Annotated in this window: 21 protein-coding genes and 1 pseudogene; 14 read left to right on the plus strand and 8 right to left on the minus strand. The window is 70.1% G+C overall.

Features of this window, described 5'->3' with window-relative positions; all coding sequences use genetic code 11:
- The first annotated feature begins 129 nt into the window (after positions 1 to 129).
- Positions 130 to 501: a hypothetical protein gene (locus D581_RS0113460; RefSeq protein ID WP_018957738.1), complete on the plus strand. Its 372-nt coding sequence runs from the start codon at positions 130 to 132 to the stop codon at positions 499 to 501.
- A gap of 39 nt (positions 502 to 540) precedes the next feature.
- On the opposite strand, the gene D581_RS0113465 is transcribed toward D581_RS0113460, so the two are convergent.
- Entirely contained in the window at positions 541 to 1215 is a 675-nt protein-coding gene (locus D581_RS0113465; RefSeq protein ID WP_018957739.1) for a FadR/GntR family transcriptional regulator, read from the minus strand.
- Between the two features lie 138 nt (positions 1216 to 1353).
- Here D581_RS0113465 and D581_RS0113470 point away from each other — a divergent pair, with 138 nt between their 5' ends.
- The 4 genes from D581_RS0113470 to D581_RS0113485 all read left to right on the plus strand — a co-directional run bounded on the left by D581_RS0113470 (position 1354) and on the right by D581_RS0113485 (position 3816).
- The gene (locus tag D581_RS0113470; RefSeq protein WP_018957740.1) at positions 1354 to 2661 is read left to right on the plus strand and encodes a CynX/NimT family MFS transporter; all 1308 of its coding nucleotides are present in this window, start codon (positions 1354 to 1356) and stop codon (positions 2659 to 2661) included.
- Positions 2662 to 2678: 17 nt separating this feature from the next.
- Entirely contained in the window at positions 2679 to 2795 is a 117-nt protein-coding gene (locus tag D581_RS1000000142055; protein WP_007446146.1) for an SGM_5486 family transporter-associated protein, read from the plus strand.
- Positions 2796 to 2995: 200 nt separating this feature from the next.
- Positions 2996 to 3205, plus strand: coding sequence for a hypothetical protein (locus D581_RS0113480; protein ID WP_018957741.1), 210 nt, complete (start codon positions 2996 to 2998; stop codon positions 3203 to 3205).
- Between the two features lie 92 nt (positions 3206 to 3297).
- Complete coding sequence (locus D581_RS0113485; protein WP_018957742.1) at positions 3298 to 3816, plus strand: SixA phosphatase family protein; 519 nt, start codon at positions 3298 to 3300, stop codon at positions 3814 to 3816.
- 160 nt (positions 3817 to 3976) lie between these two features.
- On the opposite strand, the gene serB is transcribed toward D581_RS0113485, so the two are convergent.
- Positions 3977 to 5263: a phosphoserine phosphatase SerB gene (gene serB / locus D581_RS0113490; RefSeq protein ID WP_018957743.1), complete on the minus strand. Its 1287-nt coding sequence runs from the start codon at positions 5261 to 5263 to the stop codon at positions 3977 to 3979.
- A gap of 410 nt (positions 5264 to 5673) precedes the next feature.
- Here serB and D581_RS0113495 point away from each other — a divergent pair, with 410 nt between their 5' ends.
- Positions 5674 to 8307, plus strand: coding sequence for an ABC transporter ATP-binding protein/permease (locus tag D581_RS0113495; RefSeq protein ID WP_026290478.1), 2634 nt, complete (start codon positions 5674 to 5676; stop codon positions 8305 to 8307).
- 141 nt (positions 8308 to 8448) lie between these two features.
- Here D581_RS0113495 and D581_RS0113500 read toward each other — a convergent pair whose 3' ends face one another.
- Together D581_RS0113500 and D581_RS1000000142060 are read right to left on the minus strand one after the other, a co-directional pair.
- Complete coding sequence (locus D581_RS0113500; RefSeq protein WP_018957745.1) at positions 8449 to 9246, minus strand: transglycosylase SLT domain-containing protein; 798 nt, start codon at positions 9244 to 9246, stop codon at positions 8449 to 8451.
- A 273-nt stretch (positions 9247 to 9519) separates the two neighbouring features.
- Positions 9520 to 9776, minus strand: a pseudogene (locus tag D581_RS1000000142060) (S-adenosylmethionine:tRNA ribosyltransferase-isomerase); the annotation flags it as partial.
- A gap of 281 nt (positions 9777 to 10057) precedes the next feature.
- On the opposite strand from D581_RS1000000142060, the gene D581_RS0113515 reads away from it, so the two are divergent.
- The 3 genes from D581_RS0113515 to D581_RS0113525 all read left to right on the plus strand — a co-directional run bounded on the left by D581_RS0113515 (position 10058) and on the right by D581_RS0113525 (position 12237).
- Entirely contained in the window at positions 10058 to 11203 is a 1146-nt protein-coding gene (locus D581_RS0113515; RefSeq protein WP_026290479.1) for a GAF domain-containing sensor histidine kinase, read from the plus strand.
- Positions 11196 to 11840 carry a response regulator gene (locus tag D581_RS0113520; protein WP_018957747.1) on the plus strand — a complete coding sequence of 215 codons (645 nt, stop codon included), beginning with the start codon at positions 11196 to 11198 and terminating at the stop codon, positions 11838 to 11840. The genes D581_RS0113515 and D581_RS0113520 overlap by 8 nt, the downstream gene beginning before the upstream one ends.
- Before the next feature lie 145 nt (positions 11841 to 11985).
- Positions 11986 to 12237 (plus strand): chaplin, encoded by a 252-nt coding sequence (locus D581_RS0113525; RefSeq protein ID WP_018957748.1) that lies wholly within the window; start codon positions 11986 to 11988, stop codon positions 12235 to 12237.
- 369 nt (positions 12238 to 12606) lie between these two features.
- On the opposite strand, the gene D581_RS0113530 is transcribed toward D581_RS0113525, so the two are convergent.
- Entirely contained in the window at positions 12607 to 13392 is a 786-nt protein-coding gene (locus tag D581_RS0113530) for a hypothetical protein (protein WP_026290480.1), read from the minus strand.
- Positions 13393 to 13524: 132 nt separating this feature from the next.
- Here D581_RS0113530 and D581_RS0113535 point away from each other — a divergent pair, with 132 nt between their 5' ends.
- The 4 genes from D581_RS0113535 to D581_RS0113550 all read left to right on the plus strand — a co-directional run bounded on the left by D581_RS0113535 (position 13525) and on the right by D581_RS0113550 (position 16907).
- Entirely contained in the window at positions 13525 to 14322 is a 798-nt protein-coding gene (locus tag D581_RS0113535; RefSeq protein WP_003970003.1) for an ABC transporter ATP-binding protein, read from the plus strand.
- Between the two features lie 132 nt (positions 14323 to 14454).
- Positions 14455 to 14883, plus strand: coding sequence for an NfeD family protein (locus D581_RS0113540; protein ID WP_018957750.1), 429 nt, complete (start codon positions 14455 to 14457; stop codon positions 14881 to 14883).
- A gap of 164 nt (positions 14884 to 15047) precedes the next feature.
- Positions 15048 to 16055, plus strand: coding sequence for an SPFH domain-containing protein (locus tag D581_RS0113545; RefSeq protein ID WP_018957751.1), 1008 nt, complete (start codon positions 15048 to 15050; stop codon positions 16053 to 16055).
- A 78-nt stretch (positions 16056 to 16133) separates the two neighbouring features.
- Positions 16134 to 16907 (plus strand): sulfite exporter TauE/SafE family protein, encoded by a 774-nt coding sequence (locus D581_RS0113550; protein ID WP_018957752.1) that lies wholly within the window; start codon positions 16134 to 16136, stop codon positions 16905 to 16907.
- A gap of 105 nt (positions 16908 to 17012) precedes the next feature.
- On the opposite strand, the gene D581_RS0113555 is transcribed toward D581_RS0113550, so the two are convergent.
- The 3 genes from D581_RS0113555 to D581_RS0113565 form a co-directional block, all read right to left on the minus strand.
- On the minus strand, positions 17013 to 17522 hold the full coding sequence (locus D581_RS0113555; RefSeq protein ID WP_018957753.1) for an HNH endonuclease: 510 nt from the start codon (positions 17520 to 17522) through the stop codon (positions 17013 to 17015).
- Positions 17523 to 17660: 138 nt separating this feature from the next.
- A complete protein-coding gene (locus D581_RS0113560) occupies positions 17661 to 18197 on the minus strand; it encodes a YbhB/YbcL family Raf kinase inhibitor-like protein (protein WP_018957754.1) in 537 nt (178 codons plus the stop codon).
- 89 nt (positions 18198 to 18286) lie between these two features.
- Positions 18287 to 19069: a sporulation protein gene (locus D581_RS0113565; RefSeq protein WP_018957755.1), complete on the minus strand. Its 783-nt coding sequence runs from the start codon at positions 19067 to 19069 to the stop codon at positions 18287 to 18289.
- A gap of 87 nt (positions 19070 to 19156) precedes the next feature.
- Between D581_RS0113565 and D581_RS0113570 the strand changes: the two genes are divergently transcribed.
- Positions 19157 to 19810 carry a DNA-3-methyladenine glycosylase gene (locus tag D581_RS0113570; protein ID WP_018957756.1) on the plus strand — a complete coding sequence of 218 codons (654 nt, stop codon included), beginning with the start codon at positions 19157 to 19159 and terminating at the stop codon, positions 19808 to 19810.
- Positions 19811 to 20255 lie beyond the last annotated feature (445 nt).

A 20255-nucleotide genomic window follows, 5' to 3' on the forward strand; every position in this document is an offset into this window, starting at 1 on the left:
AGGCGGTACGCGGCCGGGGGCCGTCTCGCAGTCCGTGGCCTCCCGGCCCCTCCGGTCGAAAAGTCGGCCGATCCACCGCAGAATGAGGAGGAACCGGACTTCTTGTCAGGCTGCGGGAGGGAGATCGCCGTGCGTCCCACGCGCCGCCGAACCCGTCTCCTCCTGGCCGCCCCGGTGGCCGTCGCCGCCCTCGCCGTACCCCTGGGGGTCCACGTCGCCAGGGGAGCCGACTCCGGTACGGAAGCGGAGCCCCCGAAGCCCGAACCGGCCGGCTCCGAGTGCCGTACCACCGTCGAGGGCTCCCAGGTCGTCGCCTACTGCCACAACCCCTACCCCTCCACCGACCTGGTCCGGCTGCACACCGAATGCGACCGCTGGTGGGACGTCGACGCGGACGGGGCGGCGGTCGCGGTGGAGCCGGGCCGGACCGTACGCCTGGAGGACCGCTGCTGGAAAGAGATCGCCACGGCGTGGGTCAGCCACCGCCCCGCCCCCGTCTGATCCGAGCGAGGCCTTCGCCGTACATGACCCGGGGCGCCGCTACACCCGGTCCGGCAGGCAGGTCAGCGCGTGGCTCGCCGCCTCGGCCGCCGCCGTCTCCGCGTCCCCGGCCCGGATCGCCTCGACCAGCCGGCCATGGTCCATATGGTTCTCCGGCCGCAGCTCGGGACCCACATCGCCGCGCAGGTAGTCGCGCAGGAGATCCCCGAGGTCGGCGTAGAGCTCGGTCAGGACGTCGTTGTGCGAGGCCGCGACCACCGCCAGGTGCAGCGTCGCGTCCGCCGCCACGAACGCCTCCGCGTCCCCCGAGGCCCAGGCCTCCTCGCGGCGCGCCATCAGCGTGTCCAGCTGCCGCAGATCCCGCTCGGTGCGCCGGGCCGCCGCCAGCCGGGCCGCCGACGACTCCAGCGTCGAGCGCAGCTCCGCGACATGACGCGGATCGGCGGCCGCGAACCTGCGGTGCATCACCCCGGCCAGCTCACTCGTGGCGATCACATAGGTGCCCGAGCCCTGCCGGATGTCCAGCAGCCCGTTGTGCGCGAGGGCCCGCACGGCCTCGCGGACGGTGTTACGGGCCACGCCCAGCTGCTCCACCAGCTCGGGCTCGGTCGGAATCCGCGAACCGACCGGCCACTCGCCCGAGGTGATCTGATTCCTCAGCTGGGCGATCACCTGGTCGGCGAGTGCCGAACGCCGTGGAGACGTCAGCGCCATGATGCTCCTTGCTCGGGGCCCGGCCCGGAAGTGCCGGGCCGAAGAGGGGGTCGGGGCCGGATTCTCCCAGGAAACCCGGGGGATCAGGGGAGGGGATCGATTGGACAAGCAATCATCCCATGATTCTATGATGGCCTCATGCCGGACGACGAGACGCAGACCCCGACCCTGAACCGCGGCCCCGCCGCGCGCACCCCCCACGAGCTCCGCGCCCAGGGGCTCCCCGGTGCGGGCGAGGCCCCCGCCCCCTGGCTGTTGCGCCTCATCGCCGTGGGACTCGTCCTGGCCGCCCTGAACCTCCGCCCCGCCATCACCAGCCTCGGCGCCCTCCTCGAAGAGGTCCGCGAGGGGCTGCACATGAGCGGGAGCGTGGCCGGCGTCCTCACCTCCGTACCGCCGCTCTGTTTCGCGGTCTTCGGAATCATGGCGCCGCGCCTGGCCCGCCGCTTCGGCGCGGGGGCCGTGGTCTGCGCGGGCATGGCCGCCATCGCGGCCGGCCTGCTGATCCGCCCGTACATCGGCTCCACCGCCGGGTTCCTGGCCGCCAGCGCGCTGGCCCTGATGGGCATCGCCGTCAGCAACATCCTGATGCCGGTGATCGTCAAGCGCTGGTTCCCCGACCGCGTCGGCACCATGACGGGCCTCTACTCCATGGCTCTGGCGCTCGGCACCGCCCTGGCAGCCGCCGTCACCGTCCCCGTCACCGGGGCGCTGGGCGGCGACTGGCAGGCGGGACTCGTCGTCTGGGCCGTGCTCGCCGCCGTCGCGGTGCTGCCCTGGATCATCCTCGTACGCGACCGGACCCCGGCCCCCGGACAGCCGGCGCCCGCTCCGGGTCCGGCCACCGCGCCCACCGAGGCGCCGGCCCTGCGGATCACCCGCAGCCGGACCGCGTGGGGCCTGGCCTGCTTCTTCGGGCTCCAGGCCACCGCCGCGTACATCACCATGGGCTGGATGCCGCAGATCTTCCGCGACGCCGGGGTCTCCGCGGGCACGGCCGGACTCCTGCTCGCGGTCACCATGGCCATGGGCGTCCCGCTCGCCTTCGTCATCCCCCGGGTCGCCTCCCGGCTCAAGCAGCAGGGCCCCATCGTCGTCGTCCTCGGCCTGTGCGGTCTGATCGGCTACGGCGGCCTCTACCTCGCCCCCGCCGCCGGCGCCTGGGCCTGGGCCCTGCTCCTCGGCGTGGCCAACTGCGCCTTCCCGCTCGCCCTCACCATGATCGGTATGCGGGCCCGGTCCGGCGCGGGCGTCGTCCGGCTCTCCGCCTTCGCCCAGTCCACCGGCTACCTGCTCTCGATCCCCGGTCCGCTGCTCGTCGGCGTGCTCTACCAGCACAGCGGCGGCTGGGGGCTGCCGCTCGCGCTGATGGCGGGCCTCATGATTCCCCAGATGGCGGCCGGGATCCTCGCCGGCCGGGACCGGACGATCGAGGACGAATGCTGAGATGCGACACTGACCTCATGCCAGTGCTCGATCCGAATCCCCAGAACGGCCAGAAGAAGCTTCTCCTCGTGTTCGGGGCGATGCTCCTCATCACCGTCGTCATCGGTGTGATCGCCACGATCGCCTCACCCTGACGCCCGAAGGCTTGAGGCCCGAGGACCTGATGCCTGCGGACCTGATGCCCGAGGACCCTGAAACCCCGAGGGGTAGGGCTAGCACCACCCTCCCTTAGGGGGCCAGGGTCAGGGTGAAGTGGGTGGGTCACCGGATGGGCCCGACCGCCTCGGGTCCGTAGGTTCTTCGGTGACGACCCGATGACTTGACGGAGGCGGACATGCCGACACCGACGCACACCAGGTCCCACCGGCCGGCCGCGGACGGTGTCGAGATCCGGCTGCCCTGGTGGGCCGTCGCCCTGCCCGCCATCGCGTTCGCCGCTCTGCTGCTGATGATCCTCAGCCCCGGACAGGCCCAGGCCGCCACCACCGGCGATCCCGCGCTCGGACAGCTGATCGAGCGGACCCTCCAGTTGCTGTCCCGTTGAGGCGAATCAGCCCCGGACCAGCACGCCGACTCCCCGGACGGGCACGTCAACACCCTGCGCCAGAGGCCGCTTTTCATGCGAAGCTGAGGTGTATGAGCGTCGAGACACCTCGCAGGATCGTCCTTCTCCGGCATGCCAAGGCGGAATGGTCACAGGCTTCCGATCATGAGCGTCCGCTGGCCGAGCGCGGCCGCAAGGACGCGCCCGTTGCGGGCCGCAAGCTCGCCGATTCCGGCATCGATTTCGATCTGACCCTCTGCTCCAGTGCCGCCAGGACGCGGGAGACCTGGAAGCTGGTGGTCCATGAATTCTCCCAGCGCCCCCGGACCGTCTACGAGGAGAGGCTGTACGAGGCCTCCCTCGGTGAACTGATCGCCCTGTTCAACGAGACCCCGGACGAGGTGCGCAACCTCCTGGTCATCGGCCACAACCCCGGGATGCACGGGGCCGCCGACGCCCTCTCGGGATCGGCCGAGGGCGACACCCTGGCCCGGATGACCCGGGACGGCTTCCCCACCGCCGCCTACGCCGTGGTCGAGTTCCCCGGCTCCTGGAAGAGCGTGGAGCACGGGGCCGGCAAGCTCACCGAGTACTGGACGCCGAACGACTGAGCGCCGTACCGGACCCCGGCCGACCGGCCGCCCGGTACCGCTCGCCCCAGGAACGCGCAGGGCTCCGGCACCTAACCCTTTCGGGGCCTGCCTCGTATGGCCGAGGCGACCGCGTACGACTCCGGAACCGGCGGCCGGAACCGGCGGCGGCGCGGGGCCGTCAGTCGACGAGACCGTCCGCCGCCTCGACCTCTTCACGGGTGATGCCCAGCAGGTAGAGCACGGTGTCCAGGAACGGCACGTTCACCGCGGTGTGCGCCGCCTCGCGGACCATCGGCTTGGCGTTGAACGCGACGCCGAGCCCGGCGGTGTTCAGCATGTCGAGATCGTTCGCCCCGTCCCCGATCGCCACCGTCTGGGCCAGCGGCACCCCCGCCTGTTCGGCGAAGCTCCGCAGCAGCCGGGCCTTGCCCGCCCGGTCCACCACCTCGCCGACGACCCGTCCGGTGAACTTGCCGTCCACCACCTCCAGGGTGTTGGCCGAGGCGAAGTCGAGGCCGAGCCGTTCCTTCAGGTCGTCCGTGACCTGGGTGAAGCCGCCGGAGACGACGCCGACCTGGTAGCCGAGCCGTTTCAGCGTACGGATCAGGGTGCGGGCGCCGGGAGTGAGCCGTACCTCGCTGCGGACCTTGTCCACCACCGACGCGTCCAGACCGGCCAGCAGCGCGACCCGGGCGTGCAGGGACTGCTCGAAGTCCAGCTCGCCGCGCATCGCCTGCTCGGTCACCCGGGCGACCTGCTCCTCGCAGCCCGCGTGCGCCGCGAAGAGCTCGATCACCTCGTCCTGGATCAGCGTGGAGTCGACGTCCATGACCACCAGCCGCTGAGCCCGGCGGCTCAGCCCGGCCGAGACCACCGCGACATCCACGCCGATCTCCGCGGCCTCGGTCGCCAGCGCGGTCCGCAGCTCCGAGGTCCCGGTCCCCGAGACCGCGAACTCGACTGCGGTGACCGGATACTTCGCCAGCCGGAAGATACGGTCGATGTTCCCACCGGTCGAGGTGATGGTGGCCGCTATGGCGGCGGTCGACTCCGCGGTCAGGGGGTGTCCCAGCACCGTCACATGGGAACGGCCGTCACCGCGGGGGCGGTTGTCGCCGATACCGGAGATGATCTCGGCCTGCAGCGTCAGGGAGTCGGCCCAGCTGTGCACGGTCGCCCGCAGATCGCCCTCGGTGGTTCCGCCCGCCATGGGCGAGGTGACCAGAGCGCACAGCACGATGCGGCCCCGGGTGACGACCTGTTCGATGTCCACGACGTCGACGGCGTACGCGGCGAGGGTGTCGAAGAGCCCGGCGGTGATGCCGGGACGGTCCTTGCCGAAGATCTTGACGAGAAGCGTGGGTGCGTCGCCGCCCGGAGGGATCCCGCCTCCGGGGCCGTCGACCCGGCGGGGCCCAGGGGGCTCGGAGGACGAGAGGGGCTGAGGTGGCTGAGATGCGCTCATGGTGCTCCCACCGTATCGGTCCCACCGGCTCCTCCGGCCGCCCGTCCCGAGTGCCGGACGGAATTCGCCCCGGCGCTGTCCGCTGTGCCGAGCGGCGGTCCCCGCGGCCTCGGCCCGGGGACGTGGGACGTTGCGGATCTGGCCGGTACGGGTCTTGCGCTCGGGCACACCAGCCGTCTTGTTTTCGCCGTTATACGGTCGATGAACCTTCTCTGGGAGGTAACCGGCCCTTCATCCGTACTTCATCCGTTCCGTGGCTGTTTCGTTCCCCGGTATCGGGGTGTTCGCACAGGTCTCCGCGCGCTCTTCACCCGCCCGACTTTCGGATAGGGGACTGGTCCTGGAATAGTTCCCCACGATGTTCAGCATCCCTAGACTCCCTGCGATGGGGGTAACACGGGGGACAACTAGTGGGGCGCGGAGTGCCGGAACTCGTACTGGAATTGAATGGCAACACCTGGACGCTCGATCCGTCCAGGTCGTACACCCTGGGACGTGATCCTCAGGGCGACCTGGCGATCGACGATGCCAGGGTGTCGTGGCGGCATGCCACGATCAGCTGGAGCGGCCGTAGTTGGTTCATCGAGGACCACGGCAGCACCAACGGCACCTATGTGCGGGGTCAGCGGATCCAGCAGGTGGAAATCGGCCCCGGTTCGGTGCTGCACCTGGGCAACGCCACCGACGGGCCCCGGGTGAGCCTCAGCGCTGCCGCGGGCGCCGGCGTCGCGGGCGGGCACGCGGCCGGTGCTCAGCAGGCACCCGTGCAGCAACCCCACCACCAGCCCCAGGGGGGCGCCGCGGGCTGGCAAGGACAGCAGGCGCCCGCGCACCAGGCGCCTGCCCAGCACCAGGCGCCTGCCCAGCACCAGGCCCCTGCCCCGCAGCAGGCCTGGCAGCAGCAGCCGCAGGCACCGCAGCAGCAGGTCCCGCCGCAGCAGCCTGCGCACCAGAAGGTGCCGCACCAGCAGAGCCCCGGGCATCCGGCCGGGCCGGGACAGGGCGCCGCCGCGGGGGCGCCGCCGGTCTACGGCGACCGCAGCCCGACCACGTTCCACCAGCTGGCCCTCGGCCGGGTCATGCGCATCGGCCGTGCGCTGGAGAACGAGCTGGTCGTCTCCGACCTCCAGGTCTCCCGCCATCATGCCGAGTTCCACGCGACGCCCGACGGCCGCTTCGAGATCCGCGACCTCGGTTCGCACAACGGCACGTACGTCAACGGTCTGCCGCTCCACAAGTCCGGCTCCGCGCTCATCGGCGCGAACGACATCGTCGGCGTCGGCCACTCGACGTTCCGGCTGGTCGGGGACCGGCTGGAAGAGTTCGTCGACACCGGTGAGGTCTCCTTCTCCGCCCGCCACCTGACGGTGACGGTCGACGGCGGGAAGCAGATCCTCAAGGACGTCTCCTTCGGTGTCCCCGAGAAGTCGCTGATCGCGGTCATCGGCCCGTCCGGTTCCGGAAAGTCCACTCTGCTCAAGGCGCTCACCGGCTACCGGCCCGCCAACCAGGGTGACGTCCTCTACGACAACCGAAACCTGTACAAGCAGTTCGCCGAGCTGCGCCAGCGCATCGGTCTGGTCCCGCAGGACGACATCCTGCACAAGGAACTGACCGTCACCAAGGCCCTCAAGTACGCGGCCAAGCTCCGCTTCCCCGCGGACACCACCGAGGCCGAGCGCCAGTCCCGGATCACCGAGGTCCTCGCCGAGCTCAAGCTCGACATCCACAAGGACAAGAAGATCACGTCGCTCTCCGGCGGCCAGCGCAAGCGCGTCTCGGTCGCCCTGGAGCTGCTCACCAAGCCCTCGCTGATCTTCCTGGACGAGCCGACCTCCGGCCTCGACCCGGGCATGGACCGCGATGTCATGCAGCTGCTGCGCGGCCTCGCCGACGACGGCCGCACGGTACTCGTGGTCACGCACTCGGTCGCCGAGCTGGCGATCTGCGACAAGCTCCTCGTCATGGCGCCCGGCGGTTCCGTCGCCTACTTCGGTCCGCCGGAGGAAGCGCTGAACTTCTTCGGCTACACCAGCTGGGCCGACGTCTTCTCCGCCTTCGAGAACTACCGCGACTACGACTGGGCGGGCCGCTGGCGCGGTTCGCAGCACTACCAGATGTACGCCGCCGACATCGACGCGGTCGCGGCGCAGCCGGTCAACATGCCGCCCCCGCAGCAGATGCGCCCGCCGAAGCCGCAGGGCTGGATGGCGCAGCTGTGGACGCTGATCCGGAGATACTCCTCCGTCATCGCGTCCGACAAGGGCTTCATGGGCCTGATGCTGATCCTGCCCGCCGTGCTGGGCGTGGTCAGCGTGGTCATCCCGGCGGAGTTCGGTCTCGCCGAGCCCGACCCGCCGTCCCGGTTCAACGGCAAGGCCGGAACGATCATGCTGATCCTCGCGGTCGGCATGTGCTTCTCCGGCGCCGCCAACTCCGTACGAGAGCTGATCAAGGAACGGGTCATCTACGAACGGGAGCGGGCCACGGGCCTGTCCCGCTCCGCGTACCTGATGTCCAAGGTGATCGTGCTCGGCGTGATCACCGCCTTCCAGGGCGTGATCATCTGCGGCATCGGCTTCGCCACCCGTGATCTGCCGGCGGAGGGCCTGATCATGCCGCCGGCCGTCGAGATCTGCCTCTCGATCATCGCGCTGGGCTTCACCTCGATGATGTTCGGCCTGGTCATCTCCTCGCTGGTGAAGACCTCCGAGAAGACCATGCCGCTGCTGGTCATGTTCGCGATCATCCAGGTCGTCTTCACCGGCGTGCTCTTCCAGGTGTACGGGTCGCCCGGCCTGGAGCAGTTCGCCTGGCTGATGCCGTCCCGCTGGGCGATGGCCGCGGCCGGCACGACGCTGGACCTGGCGCACCTGATGCCGCCGTGGGACCCGAAGAACCCTACCGACCTCGACCCGCTGTGGGAGCACACCGCGAGCCAGTGGGGCATCAACATCGCCGTGCTGCTCGCGCTCGGCGTGATCTGCGGCATCGCGGTCGCGCGCCTGCTGCGGCGCCACGAGCCCGAGGTCATGCGCAAGTAGAGTCCCGCCGGGACGGAACGACGCCGGAGGCCGGCACCCCTCGGGGCGCCGGCCTCCGGCGTGTGTACGCCTGGACTCAGTGCGTGGCTGGACTCAGTACGTGGCTGGACTCGTGCGTGGCTGGACTCAGTACGGCTGGGCTCAGTACGCGCTGTCGACGTTGTCCATGGAGCCGTAGCGGTCGGCCGCGTAGTTGCACGCGGCGACGATGTTGGCGACCGGGTCGTACAGGTCCTTCTTGGTGCCCGCCACGTGGTAGCGGTCGAAGGTCGGCTGGATCACCTGGAGCAGACCCTTGGACGGGATGCCGTTCCGGGCGTTGATGTCCCAGTTGTTGATGGCCCAGCGGTTACCGCTGGACTCCCGGATGATGTTGCGGTGGATCCCCTCGTAGGAGCCGGGGATGCCTTCCTTCTTCATGATCGACATGGCCTCGCGGATCCAGCCGTCCAGGTTGTTCGCGTAGACGGGCTTGCGCGGGGTGGAGCGGTTCGCGGCCTCGGTGCCGCGCTCGTTCGCGTCCGCCTTGGCCTTGGCAGCCTTGTCCTTCGCTTCGGCGGCGGCCTTCGCCTTCGCCTTGGCGTCCGCGGCGGCCTTGGCCTTCGCCTCGGACGCGGCCTTCGCCTTCGCGGCGGCGGCCTTGGTCTCGGCGGCGGCCTTCGCCTTGGCGGCGTCGGCGGCCTTCACCAGCTGCTCGGCGGTGGAGTGCTGCTCGAGCATGCTGTTCTGCACGGTCTTGGCCTGGGCGGAGCCCGCGGCGTTGGTGAAGGCCACGGGCGCCGCGGCGGCCGCTGCCTGCGGGGCGATCTCGGCCTCGGCGTTCGACGGGACGAGCGAGAAGGTCAGGGCGGCGACGCCAAGGGCCGACACACCGGCCACGGAGATCTTCTGGACCTTGTTCAGACGACGGACACGGCTGGGTATGCGAGTCGCAGACATGTAGGGCTACCTCTTCGAATGCTCAGGGTGTCCTCACGGAGGACGAGACCGGAGGTGGTGATGCGTACCTCCGTCGGGGACGAGAGCAATTCTTAGCGGCAGCAAAATCGTGTGGCAAAGGTGTGACGTACGAACGCGGGTAGTGGAAGAGGGTCCTGTTCGTCCGAATTGACCCCCCTGTGCGCCAGCCCAAATCGCCCTTATGTGCCCACTAAGTACGTTCGTAAGTGACGTAGGCCCTATGCCTGGGCTCACATCGGCGACGCGAAGGACTCACTGCTCGTTGCTGAAGCAATTCGGAGCGTCACGTTTCTCGTCCGGCAGGATGAGAGGGACGTCCCCGAACTCGTGCCAGAGGCAGCGCTCCTGGAGCGCCGTGTCGTACCCGAGGCGCAGCGGCTCGCGCCGCGCCACCGCCTCCGGCGTCAGCAGGTGTGCGAGGCCTCCGGCTCGTCCAGCCCGGTCAGCACCCCGTCCACCACCCGCACGCCCCGCCGCGGCGTCACCCCCAGATCCGTCCAGCCCCCGGCCGCCCCCGGGTACGACCACCCGTGATCGTCGCGACCGGCAGGGTGGGCGCTCCCCTCGTACCGTCGGCTTCCGCCGGGAGGCCCCGAGAACCCACCGGAGGAAGCCCCGGTCGCACCGCGCCTCGCCCGGCAGCCCGGTACTTCGACGACAGGCCGTACAGGCCCGGGCAGTCCTACGACCTTCGGCGGAGGGGCCCGCAACCCGGACCTAGGCCACCAGCACCTCCACCACCGACCCCGGCCCGATACGACCGCGCGGCCCTCGCCGGTACGGTGATCCCATGAGTCATCGCCCACCGTCCGGCCTGGCCGCGGTGAGTGCCGCGCTCCTCGCCATGAGCCGGCACCTCGAAGTGGGCGACGTCCTCAAGACGATCGTCGCCTCCGCCCGTGAACTGCTCGACGCCCAGTACGCGGCCCTCGGCGTCCCGGACGACCACGGCGGCTTCGCCCAGTTCGTGGTCGACGGGGTCAGCGACGAACAGTGGAAGGCCATCGGCCCGCTGCCCCGCCAGCACGGCATCCTCGCCGCGATGCTCCACCAGGCGAAGCCCGAGCGCCTCGCCGACGTCCGCAAGGACCCCCGCTTCGAGGGCTGGCCCGATGCCCACCCCGACATGTCCGACTTCCTCGGCCTGCCCATCATGGACGGCGACGAGATCATCGGAGCGCTGTTCCTCGCCAACAAGCTGTGCCCCAAGCCCGCGGGCGGCTGCGGCTTCACCGCCGAGGACGAGGAACTGCTCCAGATGTTCGCCCAGCACGCGGCCATCGCGCTCACCAACGCCCGCCTCTACGAGCGCAGCCGTGAACTGACCATCGCCGAGGAACGCTCCCGGCTGGCCCACGAACTGCACGACGCGGTCAGCCAGAAGCTGTTCTCGCTCCGTCTCACCGCCCAGGCCGCCACCGCCCTCGTCGACCTCGACCCGGTCCGCGCCAAGGGCGAGCTCCAGCAGGTCGCCGCCCTCGCCGCCGAGGCGGTCGACGAGCTGCGGGCCGCCGTCGTGGAACTGCGCCCAGCCGCCCTCGACGAGGACGGGCTCATCGCCACCCTCCGCACCCAGGTCCAGGTCCTGGACCGGGCGCACGCCGCCGAGGTCGCCTTCGAGAGCCGCGGAGTGCGCGCGCTGCCCGCCGCCCAGGAGGAAGCGCTGCTCCGGGTCGCGCAGGAGGCCCTCCACAATGCCCTGCGCCACTCCGGTGCGGAGCGCGTGAGCGTCACCCTGGTCCGGCGCGGCACCGACACCGTCCTCCGGGTCACCGACGACGGGGGCGGCTTTGATCCCACCGCCGTGCGGCGGGCGGGCCGCCACCTCGGCCTCGTCTCCATGCGGCACCGGGCGAACAGCGTCGGCGGCCGACTCACCGTTGCCTCGGAGCCCGGCAAGGGCGCCACGATCGAGATGGAGGTCCCCGGTGGCTGACAAGATCATCAGGGTGCTGCTGGTCGACGACCATCAGGTGGTCCGCCGCGGACTGCGCACGTTCCTGGAGATCCAGGAGGACATAGAGGTCGTCGGCGAGGCGTCCGACGGTGCGGAGGGCGTGGCCCGGACCGAGGAGCTGCGCCCCGACATCGTGCTGATGGACATCAAGATGCCCGGCACCGACGGCATCGAGGCCCTGCGCCGCCTCCGGGAGCTCGACAACCCCGCAAAGGTGCTCATCGTCACCAGCTTCACCGAGCAGCGCACGGTGGTCCCCGCCCTGCGCGCCGGAGCCTCCGGTTACGTCTACAAGGACGTCGACCCGGACGCCCTGGCCGGGGCGATCCGCTCGGTCCACGCCGGTCACGTCCTGCTCCAGCCGGAGGTCGCGGGAGCGCTGCTCGCCCAGGACGACGCGGGTCCCGGCACGGGCCGGGGGAGCACGCTCACGGAACGGGAACGCGAAGTCCTCGGCCTCATCGCGGACGGGCGTTCGAACCGCGAGATCGCCCGTGCGTTCGTCCTCTCGGAGAAGACGGTCAAGACGCACGTGTCGAACATCCTGATGAAGCTCGACGTGGCCGACCGTACCCAGGCGGCACTGTGGGCGGTACGCAACGGAGCGGCGGGCTGACGTCGGCGCCGCCCGGGGTCCCGTCCGGACTGAGGTTCATACTGTCGGGTGTATGTCACCCGTACGGCGCATCCTTCCGGGCCGCACGGCGTTCTCCAGGACGTGCTGCGACGGCTTGTCGCAGCCTCTCTAGGAGGATCCTGAAGTGAAGAACCTGAAGAAGGCCGCCGCCATCACCATGATCGCGGGCGGGCTCGTCGCCGCCGGTGCCGGAGCCGCCTCCGCCACCGGTCACAGCGGCGCCGACGCCCATGGCGTGGCCACCCACTCCCCGGGCGTCGCCAGCGGCAACCTCGCGCAGGTTCCCGTCGCCGTCCCGGTGAACGCGGTCGGCAACACGGTCAACGTGGTGGGCCTGCTCAACCCGGCCTTCGGCAACTTCGGCCTCAACCACTGACCCACCCCCAAGCCCCTCCCGAAAGCCGGACGCCCTCCTTTCCCCAAGGGCTCGTCCGGCTTTCGCGCCGGACTCCGCCCGGCCCTTTCCAGCCCGTCCGGCGTTTGAGGACGGAACCCCCGCCAAGGGGGGCCCGAGCCCTACGACCTCGCAGGGCCGTGGGGCCCCCGCCGCTGCGGGGCCGGCCCACGCAGCCGACCCGGCGCACCCACGCAGCCGACCCGGCGCACCCACGCAGCCGACCCGGCGCACCCACCCAGCCCGTCCGGCGCTTGAGGACGGACCCCAGAGCCGGGGACCCCGAGGCCAGGGCCCCGCCCCCGGGGTCACCCCAGCCCGTCCGGCGCTTGAGGACAGAAGGCCGCGGGCCTACCGCCGAACCTCCCCGCCCTCCACATACGCGTTGTACGCCGCCACCTGAGCCCGCCGAGCCACCCGCTCCACCGGCCGCAACGCCTCCCCCCGCGCCGCGATCTCCGACGCGCTCACCGCACCGCCGTGCCCGTTCTCGTACGCCACCGAGACCAGCAGCCCCACCCGCTGCGCCATCTCCAGCACCCGCACCGCCCGCGGCGGATACCCGGGCGCCAGCACCTCGCGCCCCAGCTCCGCCCGCGCCCGGTACGCGTCCACCGCGGCCTCCGCCACCGGCCCGGAACCGGCCACGTCCAGCCGCGACAGCACCGCCGTCGCATCCCGCAACGCCTCCGCCAGCTCCCGCTCCGCCTCGCCCAGCGACGGCACGTCCGCGGGCGGCGCCTCCCGTACCGGCAGCACCCGCCACACCACCTCGACGTGCAGATCCCCGGCCGGACCCGCCTCGGTGACCTCCGGCACCAGCCCGTACGCCACCCCGTACGCGACGACCGCCTCCTCCGCCTCCAGCGCCCGCGCGTTGAATTCGGGCGGACCGCTCAGCCCCAGCGGATGCCCCGGCACCGGCAGCGCCACCCGGAACCCGGTCGCCCCCAACCGCCTCAGCCGGCCGAGCGCCAGCGTGAGCCCGACCGGCCCCGCCTCACCCGGCAGTCCGTCGACGCGGTGCACCGCGTCCTCCCCGACAATCGCGAGGGCCGCCTCGTCCGGCGAGACGAGTCCCGCCAGAAGCGCGTTTCCCCAAGCGGCCAACAACCCTGAACGTGGTTCGACAAGCATGCCGACAGCCTAGGCAACGCCTGGGAACGGCCCTCACGCCTGAAGCACTCGCGCGGTGGCGTAGGTTTTCCCTGGGAGCCGTGCCCACCGGCACGCGACGATCGACGAGACTGCATGGGGAGACAACGCGCCATGAGCGATGTACTGGAGCTGGTGGACGTATCCGTGGTCCGCGACGGACGTGCTCTGGTGGACGATGTCTCCTGGTCGGTCAAGGAGGGGGAGCGCTGGGTCATCCTGGGCCCCAACGGCGCCGGCAAGACGACCCTCCTCAACCTCGCCTCCAGCTACCTCTTCCCGAGCACGGGAACGGCCACGATCCTCGGCGAACAGCTCGGCGGCGTCGGCACCGACGTCTTCGAGCTCCGCCCCCGGATCGGCATGGCGGGCGTGGCGATGGCCGACAAGCTTCCCAAGCGCCAGACGGTGCTGCAGACGGTCCTCACCGCCGCGTACGGCATGACCGCCACCTGGCACGAGAACTACGAAGCCGTCGACGAGGAGCGCGCCCGCGCCTTCCTCGACCGCCTCGGCATGACCGAGTACCTGGACCGCAGGTTCGGCACGCTCTCCGAAGGAGAGCGCAAGCGCACCCTGATCGCCCGCGCCATGATGACCGACCCCGAACTGCTGCTCCTGGACGAGCCCGCCGCCGGGCTCGACCTCGGCGGGCGCGAGGACCTCGTACGCCGCCTCGGCCGCCTCGCCCGCGACCCGTTCGCCCCCTCCATGATCATGGTCACCCACCATGTCGAGGAGATCGCGCCCGGGTTCACCCACGTCCTGATGATCCGCCAGGGCAAGATCCTCGCGGCCGGCCCCATGGAGACGGAGCTCAGCTCCCGCAACCTCTCCCTCTGCTTCGGACTGCCGCTCATCGTCGAGCACACCGGCGACCGCTACACCGCCCACGGCCTCCCGCTCTCCTGACCCCGACTCCGCCGCGTACGGCCCTCCCGCGGGGCGCCACCAGGCCCTCGCGCCACGATCGGCAGGCCGTGCACCGCAGTTGGCCACCCGTGCGCCCTGTCGGTGACGCACCAACAGTCCTACGATGACCATGTGGACATCGACGCATGGGTGTGGTGGCTGATCGGCGCGGTGGGACTGGGCATCCCCCTCGTCCTGACCGCGATGCCCGAATTCGGGATGTTCGCCGTCGGGGCGGTGGCCGCATCGGCCGTCGCCGCCCTCGGCGGCGGGATCGTGGCCCAGGTTCTGGTCTTCGTCCTGGTCTCGGTCGCGCTGATCGCCGTCGTGCGGCCGATCGCCGCCAGACACCGGGCCGGACAGGCAGGGCACGCCAGCGGCATCGACGCCCTGAAGGGACGTCAGGCGGTCGTGCTGGAACGGGTATCGGCCGCCGGGGGCCGCATCAAGCTCGCCGGTGAGGTCTGGTCGGCCCGCACGCTCGACGCCGACCAGGTCTTCGACCCCGGCAGTCAGGTCGATGTCGTGGACATCGACGGAGCGACGGCCGTCGTCATGTGACCGAAGCGTGCACGTGGCGGGCCCAGGTCTGCCAGACTCGAAGTCGATCATGTCGATCACCATGAGCACCGGGACCGGCCCGCAACGCACGGACCCCGGCCCCACATGAGCACCGACCCCGATCACCGCGATCCACCGGCCAACCGAAGGGCACGAGAGACACCATGAATTCGATCGTCATCGTTCTGATCATTCTGGTGGTGCTCGTCTTCATCGCCCTGATCAAGACGATTCAGGTCATCCCGCAGGCCAGCGCCGCCATTGTGGAGCGGTTCGGCCGCTACACCCGCACTCTGAACGCGGGCCTGAACATCGTCGTCCCGTTCATCGACTCGATCCGCAACCGAATCGACCTCCGTGAGCAGGTGGTGCCCTTCCCGCCGCAGCCGGTGATCACCCAGGACAACCTGGTCGTCAACATCGACACCGTCATCTACTACCAGGTCACCGACGCCCGCGCCGCGACCTACGAAGTCGCCAGCTACATCCAGGCGATCGAGCAGCTCACCGTCACCACCCTCCGCAACATCATCGGCGGCATGGACCTGGAGCGGACCCTCACCTCCCGTGAGGAGATCAACGCCGCCCTGCGCGGAGTCCTCGACGAAGCGACCGGCAAGTGGGGCATCCGCGTCAACCGCGTCGAGCTCAAGGCCATCGAGCCGCCGACCTCCATCCAGGACTCGATGGAGAAGCAGATGCGCGCCGACCGCGACAAGCGCGCCGCGATCCTCACCGCCGAGGGCATCAGGCAGTCCCAGATTCTTACCGCCGAGGGCGAGAAGCAGTCCGCGATCCTGCGGGCCGAAGGCGAGTCCAAGGCGGCGGCCCTGCGCGCCGAAGGCGAAGCCCAGGCCGTCCGCACGGTCTTCGAGGCCATCCACGCCGGAGACCCGGACCAGAAGCTCCTCTCGTACCAGTACCTCCAGATGCTCCCGAAGATCGCCGAGGGCGACGCCAACAAGCTCTGGATCGTGCCCAGCGAGATCGGTGACGCGCTCAAGGGCCTCAGCGGAGCCTTCGGGAACGTCGGTGGTGGCATGCCCGGCTTCAACACCGGCGGCAACGGCAATGGCGGCAATGGCGGCAATGGCGGCAACGGCGGCGGAAACGGCCACGGCTCCATCCCCGCCCCGGCGGTGGAACGACGCGAGGAACCCCCGGTCTCCTGACCCGAAAGCCCTTTCGTGCATGATCAGTGAGGCCCCTCGACCTTCATGGCGGGGAGGCGTCACTGACCAACGAAGGAGATGGCCTTGTCCATCTGGGAAATACTCGCCGTCTTCGCGGCCGGCGTCGGGGCGGGCACGATCAACACGATCGTCGGCTCGGGCACGCTGATCACCTTCCCCGTCCTGCTCGCCACCGGCCTCCCGCCGGTCACCGCGACCGTGTCCAACGCGCTGGGTCTCATCCCCGGTTCCATCAGCGGGGCCATCGGCTACCGCAAGGAACTCGCCGGACAGCGCCGACGCATACTCAAGCTGAGCGTCGGCGCGGCGATCGGCGGCCTCTGCGGGGCCACCCTGCTCCTCGCTCTGCCCTCCACCGCCTTCGAGACGATCGTCCCGGTCCTGGTCGCCCTGGCCCTCGTCCTGGTGATCCTGCAACCACGCATCAGCAAAGCCGTCCAGCGGCGCCGCGAACGCACCGGTGCCGCGCCCCGCACCGACGGCGGTCCACTCCTGTTCACCGGCCTGATGCTCGCCAGCGTCTACGGCGGCTACTTCACCGCCGCCCAGGGGATCATCTACCTGTCGTTGATGGGCATGCTGCTCGACGACACCATGCAGCGCCTCAACGCCGTCAAGAACGTCCTGGCGGCCGTGGTCAACACCATCGCCGCGCTGTTCTTCCTCTTCATGGCCCACTTCGACTGGACGGCCGTCGTCCTCATCGCGGTCGGCTCGGCCATCGGCGGCCAGATAGGCGCCAAGGTCGGCCGCCGCCTGAGCCCCACCGTCCTGCGCGCCCTCATCGTCGCCGTCGGCACGATGGCCATCGTCCAACTGCTGCTCCGCTGACGTACGTGGGCCCGCCCACAGGGGCGGGCCCACGGATACGCCACCCGACGTACGCCGACTACGTCACGGCTCCCCGCGGCCGCGTCGGACGATCACCCCGGCGCCCTACGCCGCCGCTGCCCGGTCCAGCCACTCCGGCAGCGCGGAGCGGTCGCCGGCCCCCATCGCCAGCAGCATCGCCTCGGCGGGGGAGGGGACGAACGGCTGCCTCAGCAGCGGCATCCCCGCCTGGTCCGGCGTCCGGGCGGCCTTGCGGTGGTTGTCCTCGGCACAGGAGGCCACCGTGTTCAGCCAGGTGTCCTGCCCGCCCTGGGCACGCGGCACCACATGGTCGACGGTGGAGGCCCGCCGCCCGCAGTACGCGCACCGGTGCTGGTCCCGTGTCAGCACACCCCTTCTGGACCACGGCGCCTGTCTTCGGAACGGCACCCGTACGTACCGGCAGAGCCGGATCACCCGGGGCACCGGAATGTCCACGGCGGCACCACGCATACGGAGCTCGGGATGCGACTGCTCGACGACGGCCTTGTCCGTCAGGATCAGGACCACCGCACGGTTCAGCGTCACTGTCGACAGCGGCTCGAAGCTCGCGTTGAGAACCAGCGTGTCACGCATCCTGCCCACCTCCCGTGTGCCGCCCGCCCCCTGGCAGGCCCGGATCAACTCTGGCTGGGCAGGCCGCGATGGACAACGCAATAAAAAATGCCCTGCTCTGATCTCTCCAAGACCAGAGCAGGGCAAACAGCAGACGAACTAATCGCCGGAGGGAGCCTCGTACTCACCGATCAGCTGAGCACGCCCCAGCGTGTGGAACCGAAGATTGAATCCGGCCACGGCGGGAGACGCGCCGCTGTCGATGCCGAGCTTCTCGGTGTCCACCGCGTACACGGTGAACACATAGCGGTGGTTCTCCCCGGGCGGCGGCGCGGCACCCCCGAAATCCTTGGAGCCGTAGTCGTTACGGGCCTGGACGGCCCCTTCGGGCAGCCCCTCGAACTTTCCGCTGCCCGCCCCGGCCGGAAGCTCCGTCACCGAGGCCGGGACGTCGAAGAGCACCCAGTGCCAGAACCCGCTGCCCGTCGGGGCGTCCGGATCGAAGCACGTCACGGCGAAGCTCTTGGTCCCTTCGGGAAAACCCTCCCACCGCAGCTGCGGCGAAGTGTTCCCGCCCGCAAGCACCTGGGCATCGCCCAGCACGGCCCCCGGCGCCAGATCGTCGCTCACTACGGTGAACGCCGGGACCTCCGGATGGAAGTCGTGCGGCAGCGGGGCCCTCTTCGGCTCGGTCACGTCTCGCACCTCTCCTGATCGGTTCGTCTGCCTTCCCACCCGACTTTAGGGGGGCGGTGCCCTCCTCCAGCCCCTGTCGTCGAAAGGACCTAGCTCCAGTTGCGCTGTCCGCCGACCTGGGCGAGCCACTGGTTGAGGTAAGCGGCCCAGTCGGTCTGCTGGTAGTCCTGCAGCCCCACCTTGAACGCGCGGTAGGAGTCGCTGCCCTCGCTGAACAGCCCCGGCTTCTTGTCCATCTCCAGGACGACGTCCATCTCGCGGTCGTCGGCGATGAACGTCAGCTCCACCTGGTTCAGACCGCGGTACTGCGTCGGCGGCACGAACTCGATCTCCTGGTAGAACGGCAGCCGCTGACGCGTACCGCGGATGTGACCGCGCTCCATGTCCGCGCTGCGGAAGCCGAAGCCCAGCTGCCGGAAGGCGTCCAGGATGGCCTCCTGAGCCGGCAGCGGGTGCACGTTGATCGGGTCCAGGTCACCGGAGTCCAGCGCGCGGGCGATCTCCAGCTCGGTGGTCACCCCGATGTTCATCCCCCGCAGCTGCTGGCCGCCGAACATGGTGATCGGCGTCTCCCACGGGATCTCCAGGCCGAACGGCACCACGTGCACCGCGCCCGCCTGCACCTCGAAGGCGCCCCCGAGGCTCTGCTTGGTGAACTCGATGTCCTGCTTGGTCTCCTGGTCCCCGCCCTCGACCTCGACCCGCGCCTGGAGGCCGACGGAGAGCCCCTCGATCTGCTGGGCGACCGAACCGCCCTGGATCCGCACCTCGCCCTGGACGACCCCACCGGGGACGACGTTCACCTCGGTGAGCTCGGTCTCCACCGAGGCACCGCCGGCACCCATGCTCGCGAGCAGCCGCTTGAAGCCCATAGTCACTCCTTCTAGGTTCTGACCCCTACATACGCGCCACGACGGTAGCCGGTTCCCTTCCGCGCGATCCCAGTACCCTCGGTCGCCATGACCAAGACCCCGGACCGCGCCCCGCTGACACGACAGTTCTTCGACCGCTCCGTACTGGAAGTGGCCCCCGACCTCCTGGGCCGCACGCTCGTCCGCCGCAGCGCGGCGGGCACGATCGAGCTGCGCCTGACCGAGGTGGAGGCGTACGCGGGCGAGGTCGACCCGGGATCGCACGCTTTCCGGGGCCGCACCGCGCGCAACAGCGTGATGTTCGGCCCGCCCGGTCACGCATACGTCTACTTCACCTACGGGATGTGGCACTGCCTCAACCTGGTCTGCGGCCCGGAAGGCCGTGCGAGCGGGGTCCTGCTCCGGGCGGGCGAGATCAGCGTCGGCGCAGCTCTGGCCCGCGACCGACGTCTCTCGGCCCGTAATGACAAGGAACTGGCCAAAGGCCCGGCCCGGCTCGCCACCGCCCTCGATGTGGACCGCGCCCTGGACGGCAGCGATCTCTTCGGCGACCCCGCCCCGACCCTGTCCGTACTGCACGGCACCCCGCCGCCGCGGGCCCTCGTACGCAGCGGGCCCCGGACAGGGGTGGGCGGCGACGGCGCCCACCAGCCGTGGCGCTTCTGGATCGAGGGAGACCCGACGGTGAGCCCGTACCGCGCCCACGCACCGCGCCGTCGGCCGAGCACCAAGGCAACTTGACGCACCCTCGGCAGACGCCTAATGTAGTCCGAGCCGCTTGACACGGGTACAGATCTCGGCACAGTCCATCGGACCGGGCCGAGCCACTCGAAGCGACCAAACCACTACCTACGACTCACCCTGGCGGGTGCGAATTCGGCATGCCGTATTCGCTCCATCGACTCGATTATGAGTTGCCAAGAGAATCGGCTAACGTAGTGAACACGCCGAAAGGCAAGGCCACTCCGCAGGCCATCAGAAATCGAATTCGGACCGGAAACGGAACGAAAAAGAATCTGGTAAAGTCGGACTTGCCGGAAAGGGAGAACGCGAAAGCGGAGGACCTGGAAAGCGAGATGTGAGACCCGCTTCGACCGGGAATCGGACACGAAAGAGTCTGATAGAGTCGGAAACGCAAGACAGCAAGACAAAGAAGTAAACGAAGGGAAGCGCCCGGAGGGCCCCG

This window comes from Streptomyces sp. CNB091 (genome assembly GCF_000377965.1).

Coding starts and splice junctions, on each gene's coding strand:
- D581_RS0113565 (WP_018957755.1), bottom strand. CDS start 19,069: ATGGGCTTCAAGCGGCTGCTCGCGAGCATGGGTGCCGGCGGTGCCTCG.
- D581_RS0113485 (WP_018957742.1), top strand. CDS start 3,298: ATGAGCGTCGAGACACCTCGCAGGATCGTCCTTCTCCGGCATGCCAAG.
- D581_RS0113545 (WP_018957751.1), top strand. CDS start 15,048: ATGAATTCGATCGTCATCGTTCTGATCATTCTGGTGGTGCTCGTCTTC.
- D581_RS0113515 (WP_026290479.1), top strand. CDS start 10,058: ATGAGTCATCGCCCACCGTCCGGCCTGGCCGCGGTGAGTGCCGCGCTC.
- D581_RS0113530 (WP_026290480.1), bottom strand. CDS start 13,392: ATGCTTGTCGAACCACGTTCAGGGTTGTTGGCCGCTTGGGGAAACGCG.
- serB (WP_018957743.1), bottom strand. CDS start 5,263: ATGAGCGCATCTCAGCCACCTCAGCCCCTCTCGTCCTCCGAGCCCCCT.
- D581_RS0113470 (WP_018957740.1), top strand. CDS start 1,354: ATGCCGGACGACGAGACGCAGACCCCGACCCTGAACCGCGGCCCCGCC.
- D581_RS0113555 (WP_018957753.1), bottom strand. CDS start 17,522: ATGCGTGACACGCTGGTTCTCAACGCGAGCTTCGAGCCGCTGTCGACA.
- D581_RS0113570 (WP_018957756.1), top strand. CDS start 19,157: ATGACCAAGACCCCGGACCGCGCCCCGCTGACACGACAGTTCTTCGAC.
- D581_RS0113465 (WP_018957739.1), bottom strand. CDS start 1,215: ATGGCGCTGACGTCTCCACGGCGTTCGGCACTCGCCGACCAGGTGATC.
- D581_RS0113535 (WP_003970003.1), top strand. CDS start 13,525: ATGAGCGATGTACTGGAGCTGGTGGACGTATCCGTGGTCCGCGACGGA.
- D581_RS1000000142055 (WP_007446146.1), top strand. CDS start 2,679: ATGCCAGTGCTCGATCCGAATCCCCAGAACGGCCAGAAGAAGCTTCTC.
- D581_RS0113550 (WP_018957752.1), top strand. CDS start 16,134: ATGGCCTTGTCCATCTGGGAAATACTCGCCGTCTTCGCGGCCGGCGTC.
- D581_RS0113500 (WP_018957745.1), bottom strand. CDS start 9,246: ATGTCTGCGACTCGCATACCCAGCCGTGTCCGTCGTCTGAACAAGGTC.
- D581_RS0113480 (WP_018957741.1), top strand. CDS start 2,996: ATGCCGACACCGACGCACACCAGGTCCCACCGGCCGGCCGCGGACGGT.